This window comes from Corallococcus sp. AB030, from assembly GCF_003668965.1.
Lineage (GTDB): Bacteria > Myxococcota > Myxococcia > Myxococcales > Myxococcaceae > Corallococcus > Corallococcus exiguus.
Window position 1 is genome coordinate 1 of the sequence record NZ_RAWQ01000001.1, and the last position, 18,468, is coordinate 18,468.

General features: G+C 69.2%; 17 protein-coding genes and 1 pseudogene. 5 read left to right on the forward strand and 13 right to left on the reverse strand.

Annotated features, from left to right (window positions below):
• The 4 genes from D7Y15_RS00005 to D7Y15_RS00020 form a co-directional block, all read right to left on the reverse strand.
• On the reverse strand, positions 1-2,756 hold a 2,756-nt coding region (locus tag D7Y15_RS00005), incomplete at its 3' end, for a carboxypeptidase regulatory-like domain-containing protein (RefSeq protein WP_121751301.1).
• 110 nt (positions 2,757-2,866) lie between these two features.
• Complete coding sequence (locus D7Y15_RS00010) at positions 2,867-4,159, reverse strand: Stp1/IreP family PP2C-type Ser/Thr phosphatase (protein WP_120562662.1); 1,293 nt, start codon at positions 4,157-4,159, stop codon at positions 2,867-2,869.
• Positions 4,160-4,216: 57 nt separating this feature from the next.
• Positions 4,217-4,729, reverse strand: coding sequence for an FHA domain-containing protein (locus tag D7Y15_RS00015; RefSeq protein ID WP_121751302.1), 513 nt, complete (start codon positions 4,727-4,729; stop codon positions 4,217-4,219).
• 70 nt (positions 4,730-4,799) lie between these two features.
• Positions 4,800-5,420 (reverse strand): hypothetical protein, encoded by a 621-nt coding sequence (locus D7Y15_RS00020; protein WP_120578892.1) that lies wholly within the window; start codon positions 5,418-5,420, stop codon positions 4,800-4,802.
• A gap of 109 nt (positions 5,421-5,529) precedes the next feature.
• Between D7Y15_RS00020 and D7Y15_RS00025 the strand changes: the two genes are divergently transcribed.
• Positions 5,530-5,724 (forward strand): hypothetical protein, encoded by a 195-nt coding sequence (locus tag D7Y15_RS00025; protein ID WP_120578891.1) that lies wholly within the window; start codon positions 5,530-5,532, stop codon positions 5,722-5,724.
• 15 nt (positions 5,725-5,739) lie between these two features.
• Here the strand turns inward: D7Y15_RS00025 and D7Y15_RS00030 are convergent, their stop codons facing one another.
• From D7Y15_RS00030 to D7Y15_RS00040, 3 genes are all read right to left on the reverse strand, one after another.
• Positions 5,740-6,357: a DUF2716 domain-containing protein gene (locus tag D7Y15_RS00030; RefSeq protein WP_158624493.1), complete on the reverse strand. Its 618-nt coding sequence runs from the start codon at positions 6,355-6,357 to the stop codon at positions 5,740-5,742.
• A 176-nt stretch (positions 6,358-6,533) separates the two neighbouring features.
• Positions 6,534-7,073 (reverse strand): hypothetical protein, encoded by a 540-nt coding sequence (locus D7Y15_RS00035; protein WP_121751303.1) that lies wholly within the window; start codon positions 7,071-7,073, stop codon positions 6,534-6,536.
• Positions 7,074-7,185: 112 nt separating this feature from the next.
• The gene (locus D7Y15_RS00040; RefSeq protein ID WP_121751304.1) at positions 7,186-8,628 is read right to left on the reverse strand and encodes an RluA family pseudouridine synthase; all 1,443 of its coding nucleotides are present in this window, start codon (positions 8,626-8,628) and stop codon (positions 7,186-7,188) included.
• 144 nt (positions 8,629-8,772) lie between these two features.
• On the opposite strand from D7Y15_RS00040, the gene D7Y15_RS00045 reads away from it, so the two are divergent.
• Positions 8,773-10,143 carry an FAD-binding oxidoreductase gene (locus tag D7Y15_RS00045; protein WP_121751305.1) on the forward strand — a complete coding sequence of 457 codons (1,371 nt, stop codon included), beginning with the start codon at positions 8,773-8,775 and terminating at the stop codon, positions 10,141-10,143.
• Positions 10,144-10,267: 124 nt separating this feature from the next.
• The gene (locus D7Y15_RS00050; RefSeq protein WP_121751306.1) at positions 10,268-10,669 is read left to right on the forward strand and encodes a VOC family protein; all 402 of its coding nucleotides are present in this window, start codon (positions 10,268-10,270) and stop codon (positions 10,667-10,669) included.
• Positions 10,670-10,673: 4 nt separating this feature from the next.
• Here the strand turns inward: D7Y15_RS00050 and D7Y15_RS00055 are convergent, their stop codons facing one another.
• Positions 10,674-11,132, reverse strand: coding sequence for a GNAT family N-acetyltransferase (locus tag D7Y15_RS00055; RefSeq protein WP_120578885.1), 459 nt, complete (start codon positions 11,130-11,132; stop codon positions 10,674-10,676).
• A 174-nt stretch (positions 11,133-11,306) separates the two neighbouring features.
• On the opposite strand from D7Y15_RS00055, the gene D7Y15_RS00060 reads away from it, so the two are divergent.
• Positions 11,307-11,864: a hypothetical protein gene (locus D7Y15_RS00060; RefSeq protein WP_121751307.1), complete on the forward strand. Its 558-nt coding sequence runs from the start codon at positions 11,307-11,309 to the stop codon at positions 11,862-11,864.
• Between the two features lie 85 nt (positions 11,865-11,949).
• Entirely contained in the window at positions 11,950-13,668 is a 1,719-nt protein-coding gene (locus tag D7Y15_RS00065; RefSeq protein ID WP_121751308.1) for a serine/threonine-protein kinase, read from the forward strand.
• Between the two features lie 72 nt (positions 13,669-13,740).
• Here the strand turns inward: D7Y15_RS00065 and D7Y15_RS00070 are convergent, their stop codons facing one another.
• The 5 genes and pseudogenes from D7Y15_RS00070 to D7Y15_RS00085 all read right to left on the reverse strand — a co-directional run bounded on the left by D7Y15_RS00070 (position 13,741) and on the right by D7Y15_RS00085 (position 18,467).
• Positions 13,741-14,631 carry a cupin domain-containing protein gene (locus D7Y15_RS00070; protein WP_158628965.1) on the reverse strand — a complete coding sequence of 297 codons (891 nt, stop codon included), beginning with the start codon at positions 14,629-14,631 and terminating at the stop codon, positions 13,741-13,743.
• Positions 14,517-15,203, reverse strand: coding sequence for an IS630 family transposase (locus D7Y15_RS00075; protein ID WP_233604783.1), 687 nt, complete (start codon positions 15,201-15,203; stop codon positions 14,517-14,519). Before D7Y15_RS00075 ends, D7Y15_RS00070 begins: the two co-directional genes overlap by 115 nt.
• Positions 15,204-15,360: 157 nt before the next feature.
• Positions 15,361-15,477: pseudogene (locus D7Y15_RS45445) on the reverse strand (transposase); the annotation flags it as partial.
• Positions 15,478-15,696: 219 nt separating this feature from the next.
• The gene (locus D7Y15_RS00080) at positions 15,697-16,710 is read right to left on the reverse strand and encodes a phosphotransferase enzyme family protein (protein ID WP_120598909.1); all 1,014 of its coding nucleotides are present in this window, start codon (positions 16,708-16,710) and stop codon (positions 15,697-15,699) included.
• 8 nt (positions 16,711-16,718) lie between these two features.
• A complete protein-coding gene (locus tag D7Y15_RS00085) occupies positions 16,719-18,467 on the reverse strand; it encodes a hypothetical protein (protein WP_121751310.1) in 1,749 nt (582 codons plus the stop codon).
• Position 18,468 lies beyond the last annotated feature (1 nt).

The following is an 18,468-nucleotide window of genomic DNA, read 5'->3' on the forward strand; positions in this document are numbered from 1 at the left end:
GGTACCACCCACAGCGCCTTGCCCCGCTCCGGCTGGATCAACACCGTCACGGAGCCCGTCCCCGGCACCGGGCCCAGGTCCAATGTCATGTCCGCGCCCGCCACCTGCACCACCACCGCCGGCTGGCCCGCACCACGCCCGCCCACCACGAAGCGGTAGTTGCCCGGCGACAGGTCCGCGCTGTAGCTGCCATCCGCGCCGGTGATGAGCGACACCGACTCGCTGCGGTCCGCGTTGAGCCCCTCCACCTGCGCGCCCGCCGCGGGCTTCCCGTCCGCCAGGTACACCCGGCCCTTCAGGTGCGTCGCGGGCTTGAGGGTCAGCTCCACCGGCGCAGTGCTGCCTCGCGGCACCTCCTGCGTGCCGCTCACCTTGCCCTTGCGCGCGGACAGCGTGAAGCGCGGCACGAAGGGCGGGCTCGCCAACGTGAAGTTGCCATCCGGCCCGGACAGCACCGACCCGTCGCACACGTCGCACGTCACCACCGCGTCCGGCACCGCACCACCCGACGCATCCCGCACCCGCCCGGACACTGACGGCGCCTTCACCAGCACGATGTCGCCCATGTCCTGCGGCGTCGCGGGGCGGTCCACCACCTGCGGCTCGTACCCCGCCGCATCCACCGCCACGATGAGCCGGTCCCCCGCCGTGGACAGCGGCAGTTCGAAGCGGCCATCCGGGCTGTTCACGTCGTGTTCGTCCATCCGGAAGCGGCGCACCGGCTGGCCCGAGTCATCCACCACGCGGCCCCGAAACGTCGTGCGCCGGCGCATCTTCACCTGCACCGGCGGCCCGCCCGGCTTGCCCTGCGGCCGCTCCATCGGCTCGTAGCTCGCGTGGCGCGCCTCCACCACGTAGGTGCGGTCCGGCCGCAGCGCTCGGAACTCGAAGTGGCCGCTCGAATCCGACTGCGTCGGCTCCGCCACGCGCGGCGCCACGCTCATCACCGCGCCCACCACCGGCTGGCCGTCCTCGTCCACCACGTCGCCCGTCAGCTGCGCGCCGGCCTCCAGCTCCACCGTCACCTGCTGCTTCCCACCGTCCTGCACCGTCACCGACTTGGGGCTCGACGGCAGGTACTCCGGATGCGACGCCACCAGCTGGTACGTGCCCGGTGGCAGGCCCCGCATGGGCACCACGCCGTCCGGCCCGGAGGGGCGGTCGCTGCGGAAGATGTTCTCCGGATCCGCCCACATCGTCACGTCCGCGCCCTCGACCCGCCGGCCGCCGCTCGTGACCGTCACGTCCGCGCCGGCCTTCGCCTCCAGCGACAGCGTCACATCCGTCGCGGGCGCTGACGCCTGCACGCTGCCGCCGCCCCACTCGGAGTGGTGCGCGTGCAGCGTGTAGAGCCCCGGCATGGGCACCTGCGCAGTGAAGTGGCCATCCTCGCCCGCGTTCACCACTCCGCCCGTGGGCTGCACCAGCACGGACACGCCCGCCGCGGGCCGGCCGTACTCGTCGATGACCTGCCCGCTGATGACCGTGGCCTTCGCCAGCTCCAGCTCCAGCGGCGTCTCGCCCGGTGCCACGCGCGCGGGCAGCTGCGCCGCGGTGAAGCCCTCCGCCTGCCCCTCCAGCACGTACTCGCCCGGCGCCAACGGCCCCAGCTCCGCCAACGCGCCGGTGGGCACCGCGTCGCGGCGGATGAGGTCGCCCGCCACCGTGCGCAGGAGCAGCTGCGGGTTGGGCACCGGCTGGCCGTCTTCATCCACAATCGTGACGAGCAACCGGCCCGCGGCCTCCAGCACCAGCGTCACCTGCGTCACCCGCTGCGACAGCGTGAGCGTCTGGGGCGCGGAGCCGAAGCCCGGCGCCTCCGCCGTCACCACCACCTCATCCGGGTACAGGCCGTTGAAGCGCACCGGCCCGCCCTGCGCCTCCGTGTGCTCCTCGCGCGTCAGGTGGTCGCCACGCAAGCGCACCGTCGCCGCCGCGGGCGCCCCTTCGCGCAGCACGCGCACCTCCAGCGTGCGCGAAGGCGTCAGCTTCAGGCGCAGAGGCTGCGAGTCCGCCTCCACGTGCTGCGCCACCGCGGGCTGGAATCCCTCCGCGTCCGCGAGCACGTAGAAGGGGCCCTCGCCCAGGCCCGACAACGTGAAGGCCCCGCCCGCGCCCGCCACGGCCTCGAAGGGCAACGGCACCTTGCGCGACACCGCGCGCACGCGCGCCCCGGGCCTCGCATGGCCGGAGTCATCCACCACCGTGCCGGTGATGCTCCGCAAGGGCGGCAGGTACAGCTCCACCGCCTCCCCCGGCGCGGCGCGGTCCTTGAGCGCCACGCCCAGTCCCGCCGAGCGCGCCCACACCGTGAAGGACACGCCCGCCAGGTGCTCGAAGCGGAACTTCCCCTCCGCGTCCGTCCGCACCGTGGCGCGCGCCGTGAGGAAGCCCTGCTGCTGTTCGAAGAAGGCCCGCGTGTGCAGCGCCGTCTCGTGCGCGGTGCAGGCCAGCAGCGCCAGTCCGCACTCGTCGCAGCGCACGTCCGCCAGCGTCCGCTCCGCCGAAGCCGCGAGCGACACCTCCGCGTCCGCCACAGGCCGGCCGTTGCCGTCCAGCACTCGCCCGGTGAGCGTCAGCCCCTCCTGCGAACCAGACGACACCGCCACCGCGTTGAAGGCGGGCATCCCCTGGCGGATGGAACTGGCGGAGACGGGCGAGACGGGGCGCGCGGCCGGAGTACCCCACCGGGGCCCCAGCACGATTGCGGCGAGCGCCAGCACGGCAGCCACCGCGATGAAGACCCATTTGCGCATGTGTACGCGGCCGGGACCTTACTCCCAGGCCGGCCCCCCAACGACGGTTTCCCCCGGGAAATTCCAGAGCGTCCTCTTGAAGACGCCCCGGGGGTCGGTGGAGTTCCCGCTCAGTCCTCCGCGAACGGCTGGATGGCCTGCGCCACCGCCAGCTCCTGCCGGGCCTCACTCAACTCCGAGTTGGTGGCGCGCAGCCGGTCGCTCAGCACCTGCACGAAGCTCCAGAGCATCTTCACCGCCAGGATGGCCTCGCGCTTCATCAGCCCCATCAAGTCAGAGCGGGCGATGACCATGGTCCGCGTGGGCTCCGTGGCGCGCACGGTGGCGGAGCGGGGCGCGTTGTCGATGAGGCCCATCTCGCCGAAGTGCCCGCCCGAGCGCAGCTCCGCGATCTCCACGCCGTTCTTCTCGATGGCCACCCGGCCCCGGATGACGACGAAGAGCTCCTCGCCCGGCTGCCCCTCCACGACAATCTCCCGACCCGCCGGGTAGGTGCGCGTGGTGGCGATGGACAACACCGCCGTCTGCTCCTTGTACGTGAGGTGGCGGAAGAGCGGGATCTTCCGCAGCGCCTCCATGCGCGACTGCGCCTCGCTCGTCTCCTCGCTGGCGAGCGCCGCGCTGTCGCCGGCCACCTTCACCACCACGGCGGTGATGTTGTCCTTGCCGCCGCGCTCGTTGGCGATCTCCACGAACTTGCGCGGCAGGTCCCCGGGCTGCAGCCCCGCGACCAGCGGCAGAATCTCCTCGTCCTCGACGTAGCCGTGCAGGCCGTCCGAACAGAGGAGGAACACGTCGCCCGGCATCAGGTCCACGATGAGCGTGTCGACCTGGACGGACTCCTGGATGCCCACCGCGCGGGTGATGACGTTGCGGTACTGCGAGGTGGCGGCCTGCTCCTTGGTGATGGTGCCGGCCTTGAGCTGCGCGGCGACGAGCGTGTGGTCCTCGGTGAGCCGGTGACACTGCCCGTGACGCACCAGGTACACGCGGCTGTCGCCCACGTGGCCGATGACGCCCTTGTTGCCGCCCACGGCCAGGCACACGAACGTGGTGCCCATGCCTCGCTTGGAGGCGTCCGTCATCGCCGTGCGGTAGATGTCCGCGCACGCGCGCTGCACCGCCACCTCCACGAGCGCGGCCGCGGCGGAGCGGCTGTCCGCCGTGGGGTTCTGCGCCAGGTCCTTGAGCAGGTGCCGGTTGGCCGCGATGTGCTGCTTGACGACCTCCGTGGCCCGCGCGCTGGCGACTTCACCCGCGGCGTGTCCGCCCATGCCATCGGCGACCATGAACAGGCCGAGCGACGCGTCCACCATCATCGCGTCTTCGTTGTGTTGCCGTTTCCGGCCGACATCGGTCAGCCCGAAGGCTTCTGTGGTCAAGGCCACCGCGAACGCTCCCATCCGTGCCTAGAGGGTGACTCCGCACGTTATGCAGGCCGCCGAAGACGTGGCAAGACTTCAGGATTGTAGCCGCACCGACAGCAGGCGCGCGAAGCCTCCGGCCGTGTAGAAGCTGACCTCCACCTGGCCGAAGCGCAGCCGCATCCCGTCCTCCAACGCCCTGGGTTTGCGAGCCAACAGCCGGCTCCCGACCACGTACGAGCCGTTCTTCGAGCCCGCATCCGTCAGCCGAAAACCGGCATCCCCCGCGTCCCGGGAAAACCACGCGTGAAACCGGGACACACTGCCGTCATCCAGGACGACGTCGTTGTTGCTGGTGCGCCCCACGGTGATGCCCCGGCCGAAGGCGTTGCCCTGGGACTTGAGCAGCGGGAAGACGATGGGTTCATCCTGACCGAGCGTCGGCGGACCGGCGTTGGTCACCGTCCGCACCGGGTACTCCTCCAGGTCGGAAGGAGGCACCGCGCCCAGGGGAGGCGTGAAGAGGAGGAGACCCGCCGGGAGTCCCCGTTCGAACTCCTCGCGGTTGCGCAGGTAGCGCGCGACGTGGGCACTGAGCAGCTCGGCCATGGACGTGGAAGCGGCGCCCTACCCGCACCGGCAGGCGGGGCCACTCTCGCTCATGGAGTGTACCGCGCCCCTACCGCCAATCCGCGAAAAATCCGATGTTAACGCCACCCACGAAGTCACGCGCGAAGCTGCGGTTCTTCAGGCCGAAGGGCTCCGCGTAGCTCAGGGCCAGGCCCACGCCCACGTCGCGCGGCAGCTGGTAGCCAATCTGGACGCGGCCCTGGACGGTGCCCGCGACGCGGCGGTCCGGGGGCTGGGTGGTGAAGTGGGCGCCGTAGAAGGTGGGGCCGCCCGTCACCTGGAAGCCCCAGTGGGCCTTGCCCGGCAGGTGGTTGCGGTAGCCGAATCCCAGCTGCGCCGTGTGCTCGTAGTAGGAGGACACCGGCAGGTAGAGGTTCCGGTCCGCCAGCGCGCTGTCGGGCAACGACGCCGCCCACCCCACCCCACCCTCCAGGACGGCGATCCACGCGTCCTTGCGGTCCTGGAAGATGGTGAACTCCCACTGGATGCGCAGGTTGGGGATGATGGCGCCGTTGTTGATTTGAGTGCCCAGGAAGATGCCCCGGGGCAGCCAGGCGGGCGTGGGCGACACGTGGCCCCGCAGGTCCAGGGCTTCGCGCGACTGCGCGGCGGCGGTGGTGGAGACCAGGGCAAGCGAAACAACCAGCAATGCGCGAGCGAGGTGGAGCATGACCTCTATCCACCGTGGCAGCGCGCACTTGTCAACGAAGTGTTCCCTTGGCTATGACACGCAACGCCCTTCCTGCCGTCGCGGGAGGTCACCAGGAGCGGAACACCGAATGCCAGTCGTCACGGTCCGGGCCAGCAGCAAGCAGGGTCCGGCACAGCTCGACACGCTGGTCCGCAAGGTCACGCAGAAGACGTCGGGGCTCCTGGAGGAGAACGACCGGGTGCTGGTCGTCTACGGCGAGGGGCGCGCCAACCTCTACTACGAGGGTGAGCCCCGCCCGCGCACCGTGCCCCGGCCGGCCTGACGTTCCGGCTTCCCCTCAGTCGTCAGGACCCAACCTGCGCGCGCGCTGAAAGAGCGCCGGCGGGTTCCGTTCCACGGCGGCGATGAGGCGGTGTCCCAGCAGCTCGTAGGTCTCCGTCTCGATGGGGCCTCGGCCCGGGGCCTCCAGCCCGTCGAAGTTGCCCACGCGGTAGCGCGCGGCGAAGACGAAGTGGAAGTCCGGCGGCGCGAAGAGGTGCTCCGGGTCCCCCGCCGGGTGGACGTCCATGGCCCAGCGCGGTTCGAACGACGGCGGGTGGATGCCGCGCTCCACGCGCTCCATGTGTTCGCGCGTGTAGAGCCCGGTCATCTCCTCCAGCGTCGCGCCGGTCTCGAAGCGGACGTGCGGGTGGAGGCGGTAGCAGGGGTGCTGCGGATCCAACGCGTAGAGCCAGCCGCCGAGCGGGGTGAGCTCGCGGAACACGCCGAGCATCCGCTCCGCCAGCTCGCGGTAGAGCTCCAGGCGGACGTCGTGCTCCAGGCGGAAGAAGTCCTCGCCCACGACGAAGCGCACGCAGCCCTCTTCCGAGGAGGGCCACGAATGGTCCAGCGCGTGGCGCTCCGCATCGCCCGACAAGGGCATCCAGGCTTCGGCTTCCAAATTGAGTTCGAGCACGACCCCTGCCCCCCACTTCGCGAAAGCCAGGGTATGCGCGCAACGCAGGAATCGCGCAAGCACCTGACGGGAGGGGTCAATGCATGGCATCCGACGTCCGCCGCGACGAGGACCGGATGTGGAAAGCCGCTGGGGCCCGCCACACCCGGTGTCGCGCGGTGGACGACGGGAGTGCATCAGGGCAGCGCCACCTCATTGCCCAGGAACGTGTAGCCGAAGGACCCCACGCGCGTGCCGCCGCCCGCCGCGAGCTCCTCCAGGGTGCCCCGCTGCACCGTTCCGGAGTAGTCGATGGTCAGCTGCTGGTTCTCCACGCGACCCGTGCCCAAGCGGAACTGCAGCCAGAGGTTCTCTCCCAACTCCGCGGGCACGGGGCACGCGAGGATCTGATCCGGGCGCACGTCGCGCAGCAGCTCGAACTCCACCTCGCCGCCTTCCGCACCGGGCCCGGCGACCTTCCCCATGTAGCTGGCGGAGAGGGTGCACAGCAGCTGGTTCATCGAGATGATGGCTTCATCGTCGTTGTAGACGCTGAAGCCCACGTCCAGGTCGCCCTCGGCCACCTTCGCGCCGGTGTCGAGTTGGAGATCCAGTTCGTACGTCCCCTGGTACTTGCGCTTGATGTCGTCCTCTCCGCAGCCGGTGAGCGCCGTCGCGGCCAGCAGCAGGCCCGCGATGATGGACTTCGAGCCGGAGTTCTTGCGTGCGTAGGCCATGGGATTCCTCTCCAAGGTAGGGGTGTCTGTTCATGAAGGGCCTTCCCGCCCTTCCTTTTCCCTTGGTCGCCGCGAGCCTTTGAATTGATCAAACAATTCACGCCGCCAGACTTCAAAACGGCGCGGGCGAGGTGAATGACAGACGCTCGCCCGTGCGTGGATGCACGAAGGTCAGCGCGTCGGCATGGAGCATCAGCCGCGCGTCCTCTCGTCCAAAGCGCGCGTCCCCGGCGATGGGCAGTCCCAGCCCCAGGCGATGCGCTGCATGGATACGCAACGTGTGGGCCGGATGGGTCGTTGGAACGAACTCCACCCGGGTCCGGGCCGCCTCGCGCTGGAGGACCTTCCACGCGCTCCGGGTCCGCTTGCCGTGGCGGGCGTCCACGCAGTCCTCCAATGACGCGTGGGCCACCGGGCGCAGCGGCAGGTCGATGAGGCCCGAGTCTCCCTCCACGCGGCCGTCCACCCAGGCGACGTGACGGTGCTCCGCCTCGCGCTGGGAGAACTGGCGCTGGAGCGAGGCGCGGGTCTCCGCGTCCCGGGCGATGACGAGGAGGCCGGAGGACTCGGGGTCCAGTTCGTGGAGGGAGCTGGCGGAGGTCAGCTCCGGGAACCGGGGCTGGAGGCGGACGAGCACCGAGTCGCGCGTGGGCGCATGGCGTCCGGGGAGCGTGGGCAGCCCCTCGGGCTTGTCCACCACGAGGAGCCAGGGGTCCTCATGGAGGACGGGCGGTTCGGGTACGGCTGGCGCGGTGGGAGGCGGCAGCTCCACATCCAATCCCTGCAACATGTACGGCAGCACCGTGCCGCATTTGTTGTCACACGCCGGGTAGTACGCACCGGATTCCCTGCGGCCATCGAGCGGCGGTGCTCCCCACCAGAACTCCGCGAGGTCCACAGGCGTCAATCCGTTGCGAAAGGCATACGCCAGCAACTTGGGCGCCGCGCAGTCACCGGCGCCACCGGGTGGAGGCTTGGGCGCGAACAGCGAGGCCAATGTCTGGGTTTCACCGCGCGCATTGGGAATGACATATCCCTGGGTCACCTGCCGCCACAGGGCTCGTGAACGTTCGGCGCGCACGTGCTCCACTTCCGCCAGGAGCGCCTCCACGTCGCGCAGCGAAGGAGCGTCCCCCTGCGCGCGCAGCATCTCGGCCTCCCGGGACAGCGCCGCATGCTGATGTCCCAGCGCGGCCAGATCCGCCTCTCCCTCGGGCCAGAACGCGTCGCGGGCCACCGGGTCGAACAGCGGCGGCACGAAACCCTCCACGTTCCACGCACCTTTCGGCATCCCGGAGAAGGCGCTCAGGAACCCCACCCGTCCGTCGGGCGCCGCGACCACCAGCACGCCGAACATCTTGCCGCCGCTCGGCCGCCACAAGGCTTCGGTGTACGCGGGTTCCTGTCGCAGCCGCTGCTGGAGCATCTCCGCCGCACGCAGCCCCCAGGGCCCGGGAGACGCTGGATGGAAGGGATTCGCCAGCCGCGTGGGCAGCGGGCGTTCGAGGGACGTCAGGGTCTGGATGAGGTCCGCCTCGGCTGTTCGGGTCGTCATCCGGGCCCCATCTTCCCCTGAATCCATCCGCTACGGGGGACCTTGTGGGTGAAGCGGCTCCGGCTCCGAGGCAAGCTGGGGAGCCAGGGAACGGATGACGGGTGGCCGGCCCGGCGTTCACGTTCCAGAGCCTGGGAGGCCTTCATGACGGTCGACGTGGAGCGAGCGCTGGCGGAGGTGTTGCCAGCGGAGGCGGTCATCACGGATCCGGACGTGCTCGCGGCGCACCGGCGCGACCAGGCGGAGTGGGCGCCTTCGAGCATGCCGAGGGTGCTGGTGCGGCCCGCGTCCACGTCCGAAGTGCAGGCCGTGCTCCGCGTGGCCACGGCGCTGCGCGTGCCGGTGGTGCCTCGGGGCGCGGGCTCGGGCCTGTCGGGTGGCGCGAACGCGAGCGACGGCTGCATCGTCCTGTCACTCATGCGGATGAACCGCATCCTGGAGGTGGACCGTCGCGGCATGCTGGCCGTCGTCCAGCCCGGTGCGCTCAACGGCGCGGTGAAGGCCGCCGCCGCGGAGCAGGGCCTCTGGTACGCACCGGATCCCGCGAGCTGGGAGTTCTCCTCCATCGGCGGCAACCTGGCCACCAACGCGGGAGGCCTGTGCTGCGTGAAGTACGGCGTGACGGGTGACGCGGTGCTGGGGCTGGAGGCGGTGCTCGCGGACGGCACCGTGGTGCGCACTGGCGGGCGGACGGTGAAGAACGTGGCGGGCTACGACCTGACGCGGCTCTTCATCGGCTCGGAGGGCACACTGGGCGTCCTCACCGAGGCGACGCTGCGGCTCCGGCCCCGGCCGTCGAAGGCGACGACGCTGGTGGCCGCGTTCCCCACGCTCGTGAGCGCGGGCACGGCCGTCTGCGACATCATGGAGCGTTCACGCCCGTCCGTGCTGGAGCTGATGGACCGCACCACCGTGCGCGCCGTGGAGTCCTGGAAGCCCATGGGCCTGGACGTCGAGGCCGAGGCCCTGCTCATTGCGCGCTCCGACGCGGGCGGCGTGCAGGGAGAAGAGGAGCTGGCGCTGATGGTCGCGGCCTGCGAGCGGGCCGGAGCGACCTCCGTGATGAGCACCGCCGACGAAGTCGAAGGTGAGCTGCTCATGGGCGCCCGTCGCTTCGCCTTCCCCGCGCTGGAGCAGCGCGGTGCCACGCTGCTGGATGACGTGGGCGTGCCTGTCGTGCGCATCCCGGAGCTGCTCGCGGCGGTGGAGCGCATCGCGGGAAAGCACGGGGTGCTCATCGGGACGTTCGGGCACGCGGGCGACGGGAACATGCACCCCACCGTCGTCTTCGACCGGAAGGATCCGAAGGCGCTCGCGAGGGCGAAGGAAGCGTTCGATGACATCCTGCACGCGGCGCTGGCCCTGGGAGGTACCATCACGGGCGAGCACGGCGTGGGGTCCCTCAAGCGCGGTTTCCTGGGCGCGCAGCTGGGGCCGGAGACGCTGCGCCTGCACCAGGCGATCAAGAGCGCGCTCGACCCGCTGGGCCTGCTCAACCCCGGCAAGGTGCTGTGATTCCGGTGGGTTGGCGGCGGCGCGGGGAAATAATAAACCCGGTGTCGATCCCACCGGAGCAGGTTCGTCGCGTGGATGAAGGCGACGTTCACCTCATCCACTTTCTTCCGCCAGGAGACGCACCATGGGCACCAAGATCTTCGTCAACCTCCCCGTCGAGTCGCTGGACCGCGCGGTCGGTTTCTTCACGAAGCTGGGCTACACGTTCAACCCCCAGTTCACCGACGCCAACGCCACCTGCATGATCATCAGCGAGGACATCTACGCGATGCTGCTGGTGAAGCCGTTCTTCAAGGGCTTCATCAAGAAGGAGATCGCGGACACGAAGACCTCCACCGCGGCCATCATCGCCCTGACGGCGGAGAGCCGTGCCGCGGTCGACTCGCTGCTGGAGAAGGCGCTGGCGGCGGGCGCGAAGGAGACCAAGGAGAAGATGGACCAGGGCTTCATGTACCAGCGCAGCTTCGAGGACCTGGACGGCCACCAGTGGGAGTCCTTCTGGATGGACCCCGCCGCCTTGAAGTAGTCGTTCAGAGCGTGCGCTTCATGCCCTCGTGGCTCGCCACGAATCCCAGCCGCGCATAGAAGCGCTGGGCTTCGTGGCGGCGCTTGTCGGTGGTGAGCTGAATCAGGGTGCAGCCCCGGGCCCGAGCGCGCTCCATCGCCTCATTCATCAGCGCTTCCCCAATGCGCTGCCCACGCAGGTCCGAGCGCACGCGCACCTCTTCCACCAGTGCCCGCCGGATCCCGCCGCGGCCCAGGCCCGGGATGTACGTGAGCTGGAGCGTGGCGATGACCTGCCCGTCCTGCTCGCCCACGACGATCTCGTTGTTCGCGTCGGCGGTGATTTCCTTGAACGCGGCATCGACTGCGGGAGTGACCTCCTCGGCGTAACCGGTGCGCGAGCGCGCGATGTCGTCATTCGCGAGCAACTGGATGATGGTGGGCAGGTCCGAGGCGCGGGCGTTGCGGAAGGTGGTGGTGGGCATGTCCGGACATCCTAGAGGGGAGCGAACCCGATTGGGCTGTCCAAGCCACTGGTTCGGAGAACTCTCCCCCGCGCATGTGGCCGGCGACTCCGCCAGAGGGTCCTCTCTACACAAGCGGCAACCCGTGGCGCTCTGGGCCGGGAGCGCTCGTGCCGCTGAAAGAGAGCCCTCGAAGTGAACCGCTTTCTCCTGCTGGTGCTGTGCACCCTCCCGCTGATTGGCTGCGGGGATCCGGTGTCCATTTCGGCCCCCGTTGGCATCAACCTCAAGGCCAAGTCCTCGGACACCGCCAACGGCACCGTTACCTCGCAGAAGCGTATCGAGAGCGAGTCCGGCAACCCCTTCAAGGTCTTTGTGGATGATGCTCGCCGGGAACTGGATGGCCAGTCGCCCTCGCGCGTTGAGTTGAAGAGCCTCACCCTGACGCTGGGTGCCGGAAGCGTAGGCGTGGCCTCGCTCTCCGAGGTGTTCAACGGCCGGGTGGAGGTGCTCTTCCTCATGAATGAGTCCAACAACACCTATGCCGCTGGCCACCTTGCGGAGCCGAGCGGAAGCGGCCCTGTGGCGATGGAGGTGGATTTCGACTCCGAAGCGCTTCCGGATGCCGACTACCCCCGCTTCCTCGATGGCAAGTTCAACGTGGTGCTGCGCGGCTCCGCGGCCCCCACGTTCATGAGCAAGGGAGCCGACGTCGATTTCCAGACGACCTTCTCCTTCACCGCCTTCGAGTAGCTCGGCCGTTTCACCGCGCGTGCGTGAAGGAACCGACGACAGGTCAGCAGAAGATTCGCGCCGCTACTTGTTATCTTGCGCGCCCATGAATGAGCCCACGGCCGTGACGGATCCTCGCATCGGCTCGGTGTTGCAAGAGCGCTACCGCATCATCGAGCGGCTCGCCGCCGGTGGCATGGGCATGGTGTACCGGGGCGAACGGCTGGAGGTGGGCAAGTCCGTCGCCATCAAGTTCCTGCACGCGTGGGCGGCGCGCGATGACGACTTCCGCAAGCGCTTCCAGGTGGAGGCGCGCGCGATGAGCCGCCTCACCCATCCGTGCTGCGTGTCGGTCATCGACTTCGGCGTGGATCAGGAGTCGCCGTACATGGTGATGGACTTCGTCACCGGCGAGACGCTTCGGGCGCTGCTGCGCGACGGCCCACTGCAGCCGGCCCGGGCCCTGAGCGCCGTGCGGCAGGTGCTCGCGGGTCTGGCCCATGCGCACGACCAGGGCATCATCCACCGCGACATCAAGCCCGAGAACATCATCGTCACCCACGCCGTCGGACTCGGGGAGCAGGTGCGCATCCTCGACTTCGGGCTCGCCAAGTTGCGCGACGAGGTGACGGGCATCACGTCGGGGATGATGCTCGGGACTCCGTCCTACATGGCCCCAGAGCAGATCCACGGCGAGCCGGTGGGGCCGCCCACGGACCTGTACGCCACCGGCGTGCTGCTCTACGAGCTTCTCACCGGGAAGAAACCCTTCAACGCCACCAGCAACGCGGAGCTGCTGCGCATGCAGCGCGAGGTGACTCCGCCCCGGTTGCGCGACGCCGCACCTGACGCGGGCTTCTCCGCGGAGCTCGAAGCGACGCTGGCGAAAGCGATGGAGAAGGCCCCGGGGGCTCGCTTCCAGTCCGCCACGGAGTTCCTGGCCGCGCTCGAAGGGGCCGGGGCCGGTCCGGCGGTGCGTTCCGTGGCTCCCGTGGCAGGCGATGCCTCGGGGGAGCCGCGCTCCTCCGCGCCCACGCCGTCACGTCCCAGGGAGGAAGTGCTCGCGACCCGGAACGGCCGGGCGCAGCCCCGCGCGACGCCGGTGGACCTTCAGGCCGAAGCCCGCGCTCCGGAGCCCCTGCCGGTGGCTCCCGCGGAGTCCGAGGCCACGATCCGGTCTGGCCCCACGACGCCCCCGCCCGCCCGGAGCCGCTCGCGCCGGGTGGTGGGAGGCGCGGTCGTGCTCTCCCTGGCCGCGGTGGGCCTTGGCGGATGGGCGTTGGCCTCGAGGTCCGCGGGCCCGGCGCCTGTGTCCCCTGAAAGCCCGTCGCCCAAGCCCCCCGCGAGTGAGAAAGCACCGGCGGAGGCTCCGACGGGCGCCACGGCCTGGCAGCCCGTCGTGGAGCAGCTCCCGGGCATCGACGAGGTCCACCGGCTGATCAAGGCGCAGCGACGGGACGCGGCCCTGGCGGCGTTGAAGAAGCTGGCGGCGAAGTACCCGACAAGCGCCTATGTCCGCTACCTGGAGGGGAACGTCGACTTCGACAACCTCCGCTGGGTGGATGGCGTGGCGGCCTACCGGGCGGCGCTGCGCAATGACGCCGCGTACCGCAACGCGCCGGTCGTCATCCAGAACGCGATCGGATGCCTCGTCAGTGACCGGTTCCACGGCACCTGCCAGGACTTCCTCCGCAAGGACCTGGGCGAGGCCGCGGTGCCCTCACTGGAGGAGGCGGCCCGAGAGCACCCCATGGCCAGCGTCCGGACCCGGGCCGCGGCCCTGCTCCGCCAGCGTGGCCGCGAGGCCACGGAGGGTTCACGCTGAGCCCCCGGACAGAGCAGCGGAGCAGCTTCGAGCCCTCGGAACCACTGCGGCGCATGCCGCCAGCGGGAGTGATTACGAACGTTGAGTCCCGGACACCGGGTAGTTGACCCACATCCGGCACTTCCAGCGGTCCTGCTCGAGGACAAAAGCTCGGATGTTCTCGTAGGCGCCTGGCCGGCCCATCAAGGATTCCCGGTCGGTCTCGACGGTATGCACCACGATGGACACGACCGCGCTGTCCGCCGTGAGATCGAGGAGCTTCAGCTCAGTCGATCCCCAACGATGGACGGAGATGCCCTTCCCGCCCGAGGGTGGTGGTTCCCGGAAGCGCTGAAGGTACTCGCTGAGTGTCACGATGGTGCCGTTGGCTCTCCGAAACACCAGGGACGGGTGCAGGAGGTCTTCCAGCGCTTGCAGGGCACGGGGATCGCCCGCAGCCTGGTTCTCCCAACGGGGAATGTCGAAGTTCGCTTGAACGAGGACAGCAAGCTTCTGCTCATTCGGCTCAGCCCCGTGTGCGGGCCCCCGAGCGAGCCGCTTCATGAAAGCCTCATCGCTCCGCTCGGGTGTCCACATGTCGTACTTCACGCCAGAAGCTCCAACGCGAACAGAGTGGGCGTGCCCGGCCGGGATCTCGATACAATCACCGGCAACGGCCTCCAGTGTTTGGCCATTGGCCACGCCCGTGAAGGCAATAGTTCCCTCCGTGACGCGCACCCATTCATCCATCTGGTGATAATGCTGCGGGAATTGACTATCTCCGGGATGTACAACCCCTTCACACCACCATGAGCCAAGGATTGGGCCCGGCAGAGAGCTAAACGACGAACCGTGATTCTCGAATGGTCTCAGGCTGCGCGTCGAGAGGGAGCGACGCGCAGCAGCGGACTTGAAGTCTGCTGCGCGTTGCGAGCTTCCAGGTAGGCATCCACCTCGGCCATGAGCGCCGACATCTTCTTGCACCGGTGGTTGCGGGTGACGTTGGCGTGCACGTCCCACCAGACCCGCTCGATGCGGTTGCCCTCGGGGCAGTACGGCGGCAGGAAGTGCAGCACCACCCGCTCGCCCATCTGAGCCAGTACCTGCTTCGTCTGCCTGCTCGAATGGGTGGCCGCGTTGTCCAGGATGAAGTGCAGGCGCCTGGCCGTGGGGTAGGCGTTGCTCACCGCCCGTACCAGTTCGATGAAAAGGGCGCTCGTCTTCCGCTCCCCCTTCACCCACGTCAACTCGCCTGTGCGTGAGTTGAGCGCTCCGGCCACGTATCGCTTCTGGTTGTTGCCCGGAGTGACGACCTCCCGCCGCTCTCCGGGCAGCATCCAATCGGGCCCCACCTTGGGGTTGAGATGCACGTCCATCTCGTCCTCGTAGAAGACGGGCTCCTCGGGCCGGGCGTAGGCCGCCCGGCACTTCAGTTGCCACAGTCGCTCTTGCCGCTGGCGCGCGGGCCAGGGGCAGCGCACCACGGGGCGGGGCCGCTTCAGCCGTGCGCCCACCGACGCCAGGGCGCGTCCCATGGTGGTAGGCGAGACGCGCACCGCGCCTCTCCACCTCGCGCGCCAACAGCTCGCGTGTCCACGTGGTGCGTCGCCAGCCGGACTGCTGAGGTGTGCCCTTCAGCACCCGGCAGAGCGTTGCTCGGAAGCGCTCATCCACTTTGCGCTGTCCATTTCGAGCACGTCGGTCCACCAGCCCTTCACGTCCACTCTGTAGGTAGCGCTGGACGGCGGCCACCACGGTGGAGGTAGCGCACAGCAACTCTCGCGATGCCTGCGCTCGCGACTGGCCACTGGCCACCTTCGCCACCGCCATGCACCGTCGCAGGGTGAGCGGGCAGCCAGTCCTCTCACCCCAGCGAATCAGGCGCCTGCGGTCACGACTGCGTAGGCGGAGCTGTTCCCCCTGTGGCAGGGCTCGCTTCTCCTTCTGGTTCTTGCGCACACAAGGCCGAACGGAGCGGGTTCCTGCCGCTTCCCCACCCGTCCAGCGCCTGCCTACCCTCCGGGCCGATCGGGAATCACTCCTCGCCGTTTAGAAGCTCGTGAAATCAATCTGCAGGACGGGTGTGTCCGCTTCGATGTCGCGCCGGAACCGCCCCCACCGGTCGAGCGTGCTCTCGTCGAGCACGGCCGGGTCGCGATACTGGTGGAACAGCGCGTAATTCATCGAGCGCTGGAGCGCGAGCAGGTCCGGCACGGCCGCGAGCCACTCGCGCTCCATCCGTCGGAGCTCCCGATACCCTTCGAGGAACGGCCCCAGGAACGCAGTGGCCGCTTCGTCGCGCGCCTCTCGAGCCTCGCCTCGCGCGATGTAGAAGAGGAGTACCGCGATGTCCTTGACGAACCACGCGTACTCGCAGTTGTCGAAGTCGAACGCGGTGATCTTCCCTTCGGCGAAGCAGAAGTTGTGCATGTGGAGATCGGCGTGGATCAGCCCGTAGCTCTCCGGTGTTCGCGGTAGCTGGTTCAATCGCGCGATGATCGCCGCGGTGCGCTCGCGAACGAGCTTCTCTTCGGGAGGCGCGAACCGGTCGATGTCGACCACGTCGTACTCATGCCATTCCTGGCGCTTGAGCCTGGGGCTCGAAGGCGCGTAGGTCTGGGCGCGGTTGTGGAGCCGCGCGAACAGCCGGCCCAGGTCGCGGAACAGGGGGGGCTTCCAGTAGCGCTCCTTGAGCGGAGGCGCGTCGTCGAAGACGATGCCCGGCGCGCGCTCGAACGCGGTGGCGACGAAGTAGCTGCCGGGCTCACGGTCTTCGATCCGCTCCACGAACTGCCCCGAATCGGAGAGGACCGGCGAGGCGATGGGAATGCGCGCGGCGGCCAGATAGCGAACGAACTCGACCTCACCCAGCGTGTAGTCGATCGTTCGCCGCGTACTGTGCGAGATGCGCAAGATCAGGCCCTCGCCGTCGTCGTTCTCCGCCTCGTAGACGAAGTTCTCGAAGGCCGTGAGCTCGGTGAGCTGCTCGGGCGACAGGCCATACCGGCGCGCAGCCTCATCGCGAATCGGTTCGTGGAAGCGGCGGACGAGCTCTGGATGCATCGGACCCTCTAGTCCTTCAACGTGAGGCTGCTCTCACCGTAGCCCAGCACGGTCGAGGCAGAGTCGCTGGTGACCAAGACGCCCAGGCCGCGCGCGAGGGTCTCCGCCAACGGGGGGCCATTGCGCGGCCGCGTGAACACAGCCAGGTCCGTGCCGGTCAGGGGGTGATCCGGGCGCCGGAGCCGCTGGTTCAGCATCGCTTGCTCGCGCTCGACGACGCGCAGGCACCGGCGCTCGAGGGCGAACGCGCTGGCAGCGACGCCAGCGAGCTCACCGCAGAGGGGCTCCGCCACGACCTTGTCTCCCGGCAGCCCATGCGCGAAGAGCTCGGCCAGTCGCCGCTGGCTCGTGGCCTGCTCGGCGGGATCCAGCTTCGCCAGCTCGTCCAGCGAGGTGCCCTGTGGCGTGCCGGGGAACGCCTCGCCGATGCGCGCGAACAACCAGCGGCTGAGCTTGATCTCGCGCTGGTATGTCTCGGCGAGCGGGAAATCGTCCCGGAGCAGCGGGTAATGCGCGACATCGATGGGCGCCTCCACGCACTCTTGCAGCGCGGTGCGCGGGAGGTGTCCGGCGAACGCCGCCCGGAGCCGTTCGTGGAGCAGCCCCTGGGTCGCGCCGAGGAAGCGGACCACCGATTCGACGCGCTGCCCGAGCAGGCCGTAATCGATCGCGGCGTCGAGCTCGCCGAGGCGCGCTGCGATGTCGGGCTGGGCCTCGATGGGTGCCGGGGCCGAGCCGGTCAACACCTGCAGATACTCGTTGATCAGCGCCGGCGGCCCGGCGCACACGCCGTGCGGACCATGGAAGACCGCGTGACGCTCGGCATAGTCCACGATCGTTTGCGCGGTGACGGGCTGCTCGGGGGCTTCGCGCACCAGGTCGTTGGTGACCAGGCGAACTCCGTCGATCAGCCGGAACATCGCCGCGAGCCCGCTGTCGAGCTCTCCGTTCGGCACCGGATGGGTGCCCCGCACCAGCACGTACCCGACCGACGCAAGCGTGCAGACGACCATCATGTGGAGCTCGCCCGCGGTGAGCACGCCCGGGGTCCGGGGCGGCATGCGCGCGAGGAAGGCCTTGCGGAACTGCTCGGTCAACGAGAGCAGGTCCGGCCACTGACGCGCCATGGCCTTCATCGCGGTCACGTTCATCGGGAGTTCGTTCTGGTACCGGCTCCCGGCGTATTGGCACTGCTTGCGCACGGTTGGGAGATCGAGGAACAAGGTGCGCGGTGCGACGTTGTTCTCGCCCACTTGCCGGCCGTCACCGTCGAGCGCCGGATGCGCCACGCGGTAGACCGGCACGACCACCTCGAGGTTCGAGAGCTCGAACGCCCGTCCGAACGCCTGTTCGGTCAGAAAGGGACAACGATTGTCGCGGGCGCTGAACGTGAGCGGCTCACGCCCGGCTGGCACCTCACCCAACCGCTCAGGGAAGGACACCGCGGTGCGGCCCGTGGGCGCATCCGAGACCCGCCTCAACACCCGCTGTTCGATCAATGCTTCGAGCAGGTCCCGGATCTTGTCCCAGGAATGGGGCGCGCCGTCCGACCACGCCATGGCGTCGGAGGCTTGAAATTGCTCGACCTGGAGCAGCTTCTCGCCCAGGGGCGCGATGTCCGGCTCGTCGAAGATGAGCTCCACCTCGCCATAGAAGAGGTGCAGGACCTGCTGGCCATTCCCTGCGTCGAGCCGGTCGTGCGTGAGCCGCTTTCGATTGGGAATGTAGAGCATCTCATCCGCTTGCAGCTGTGCCATG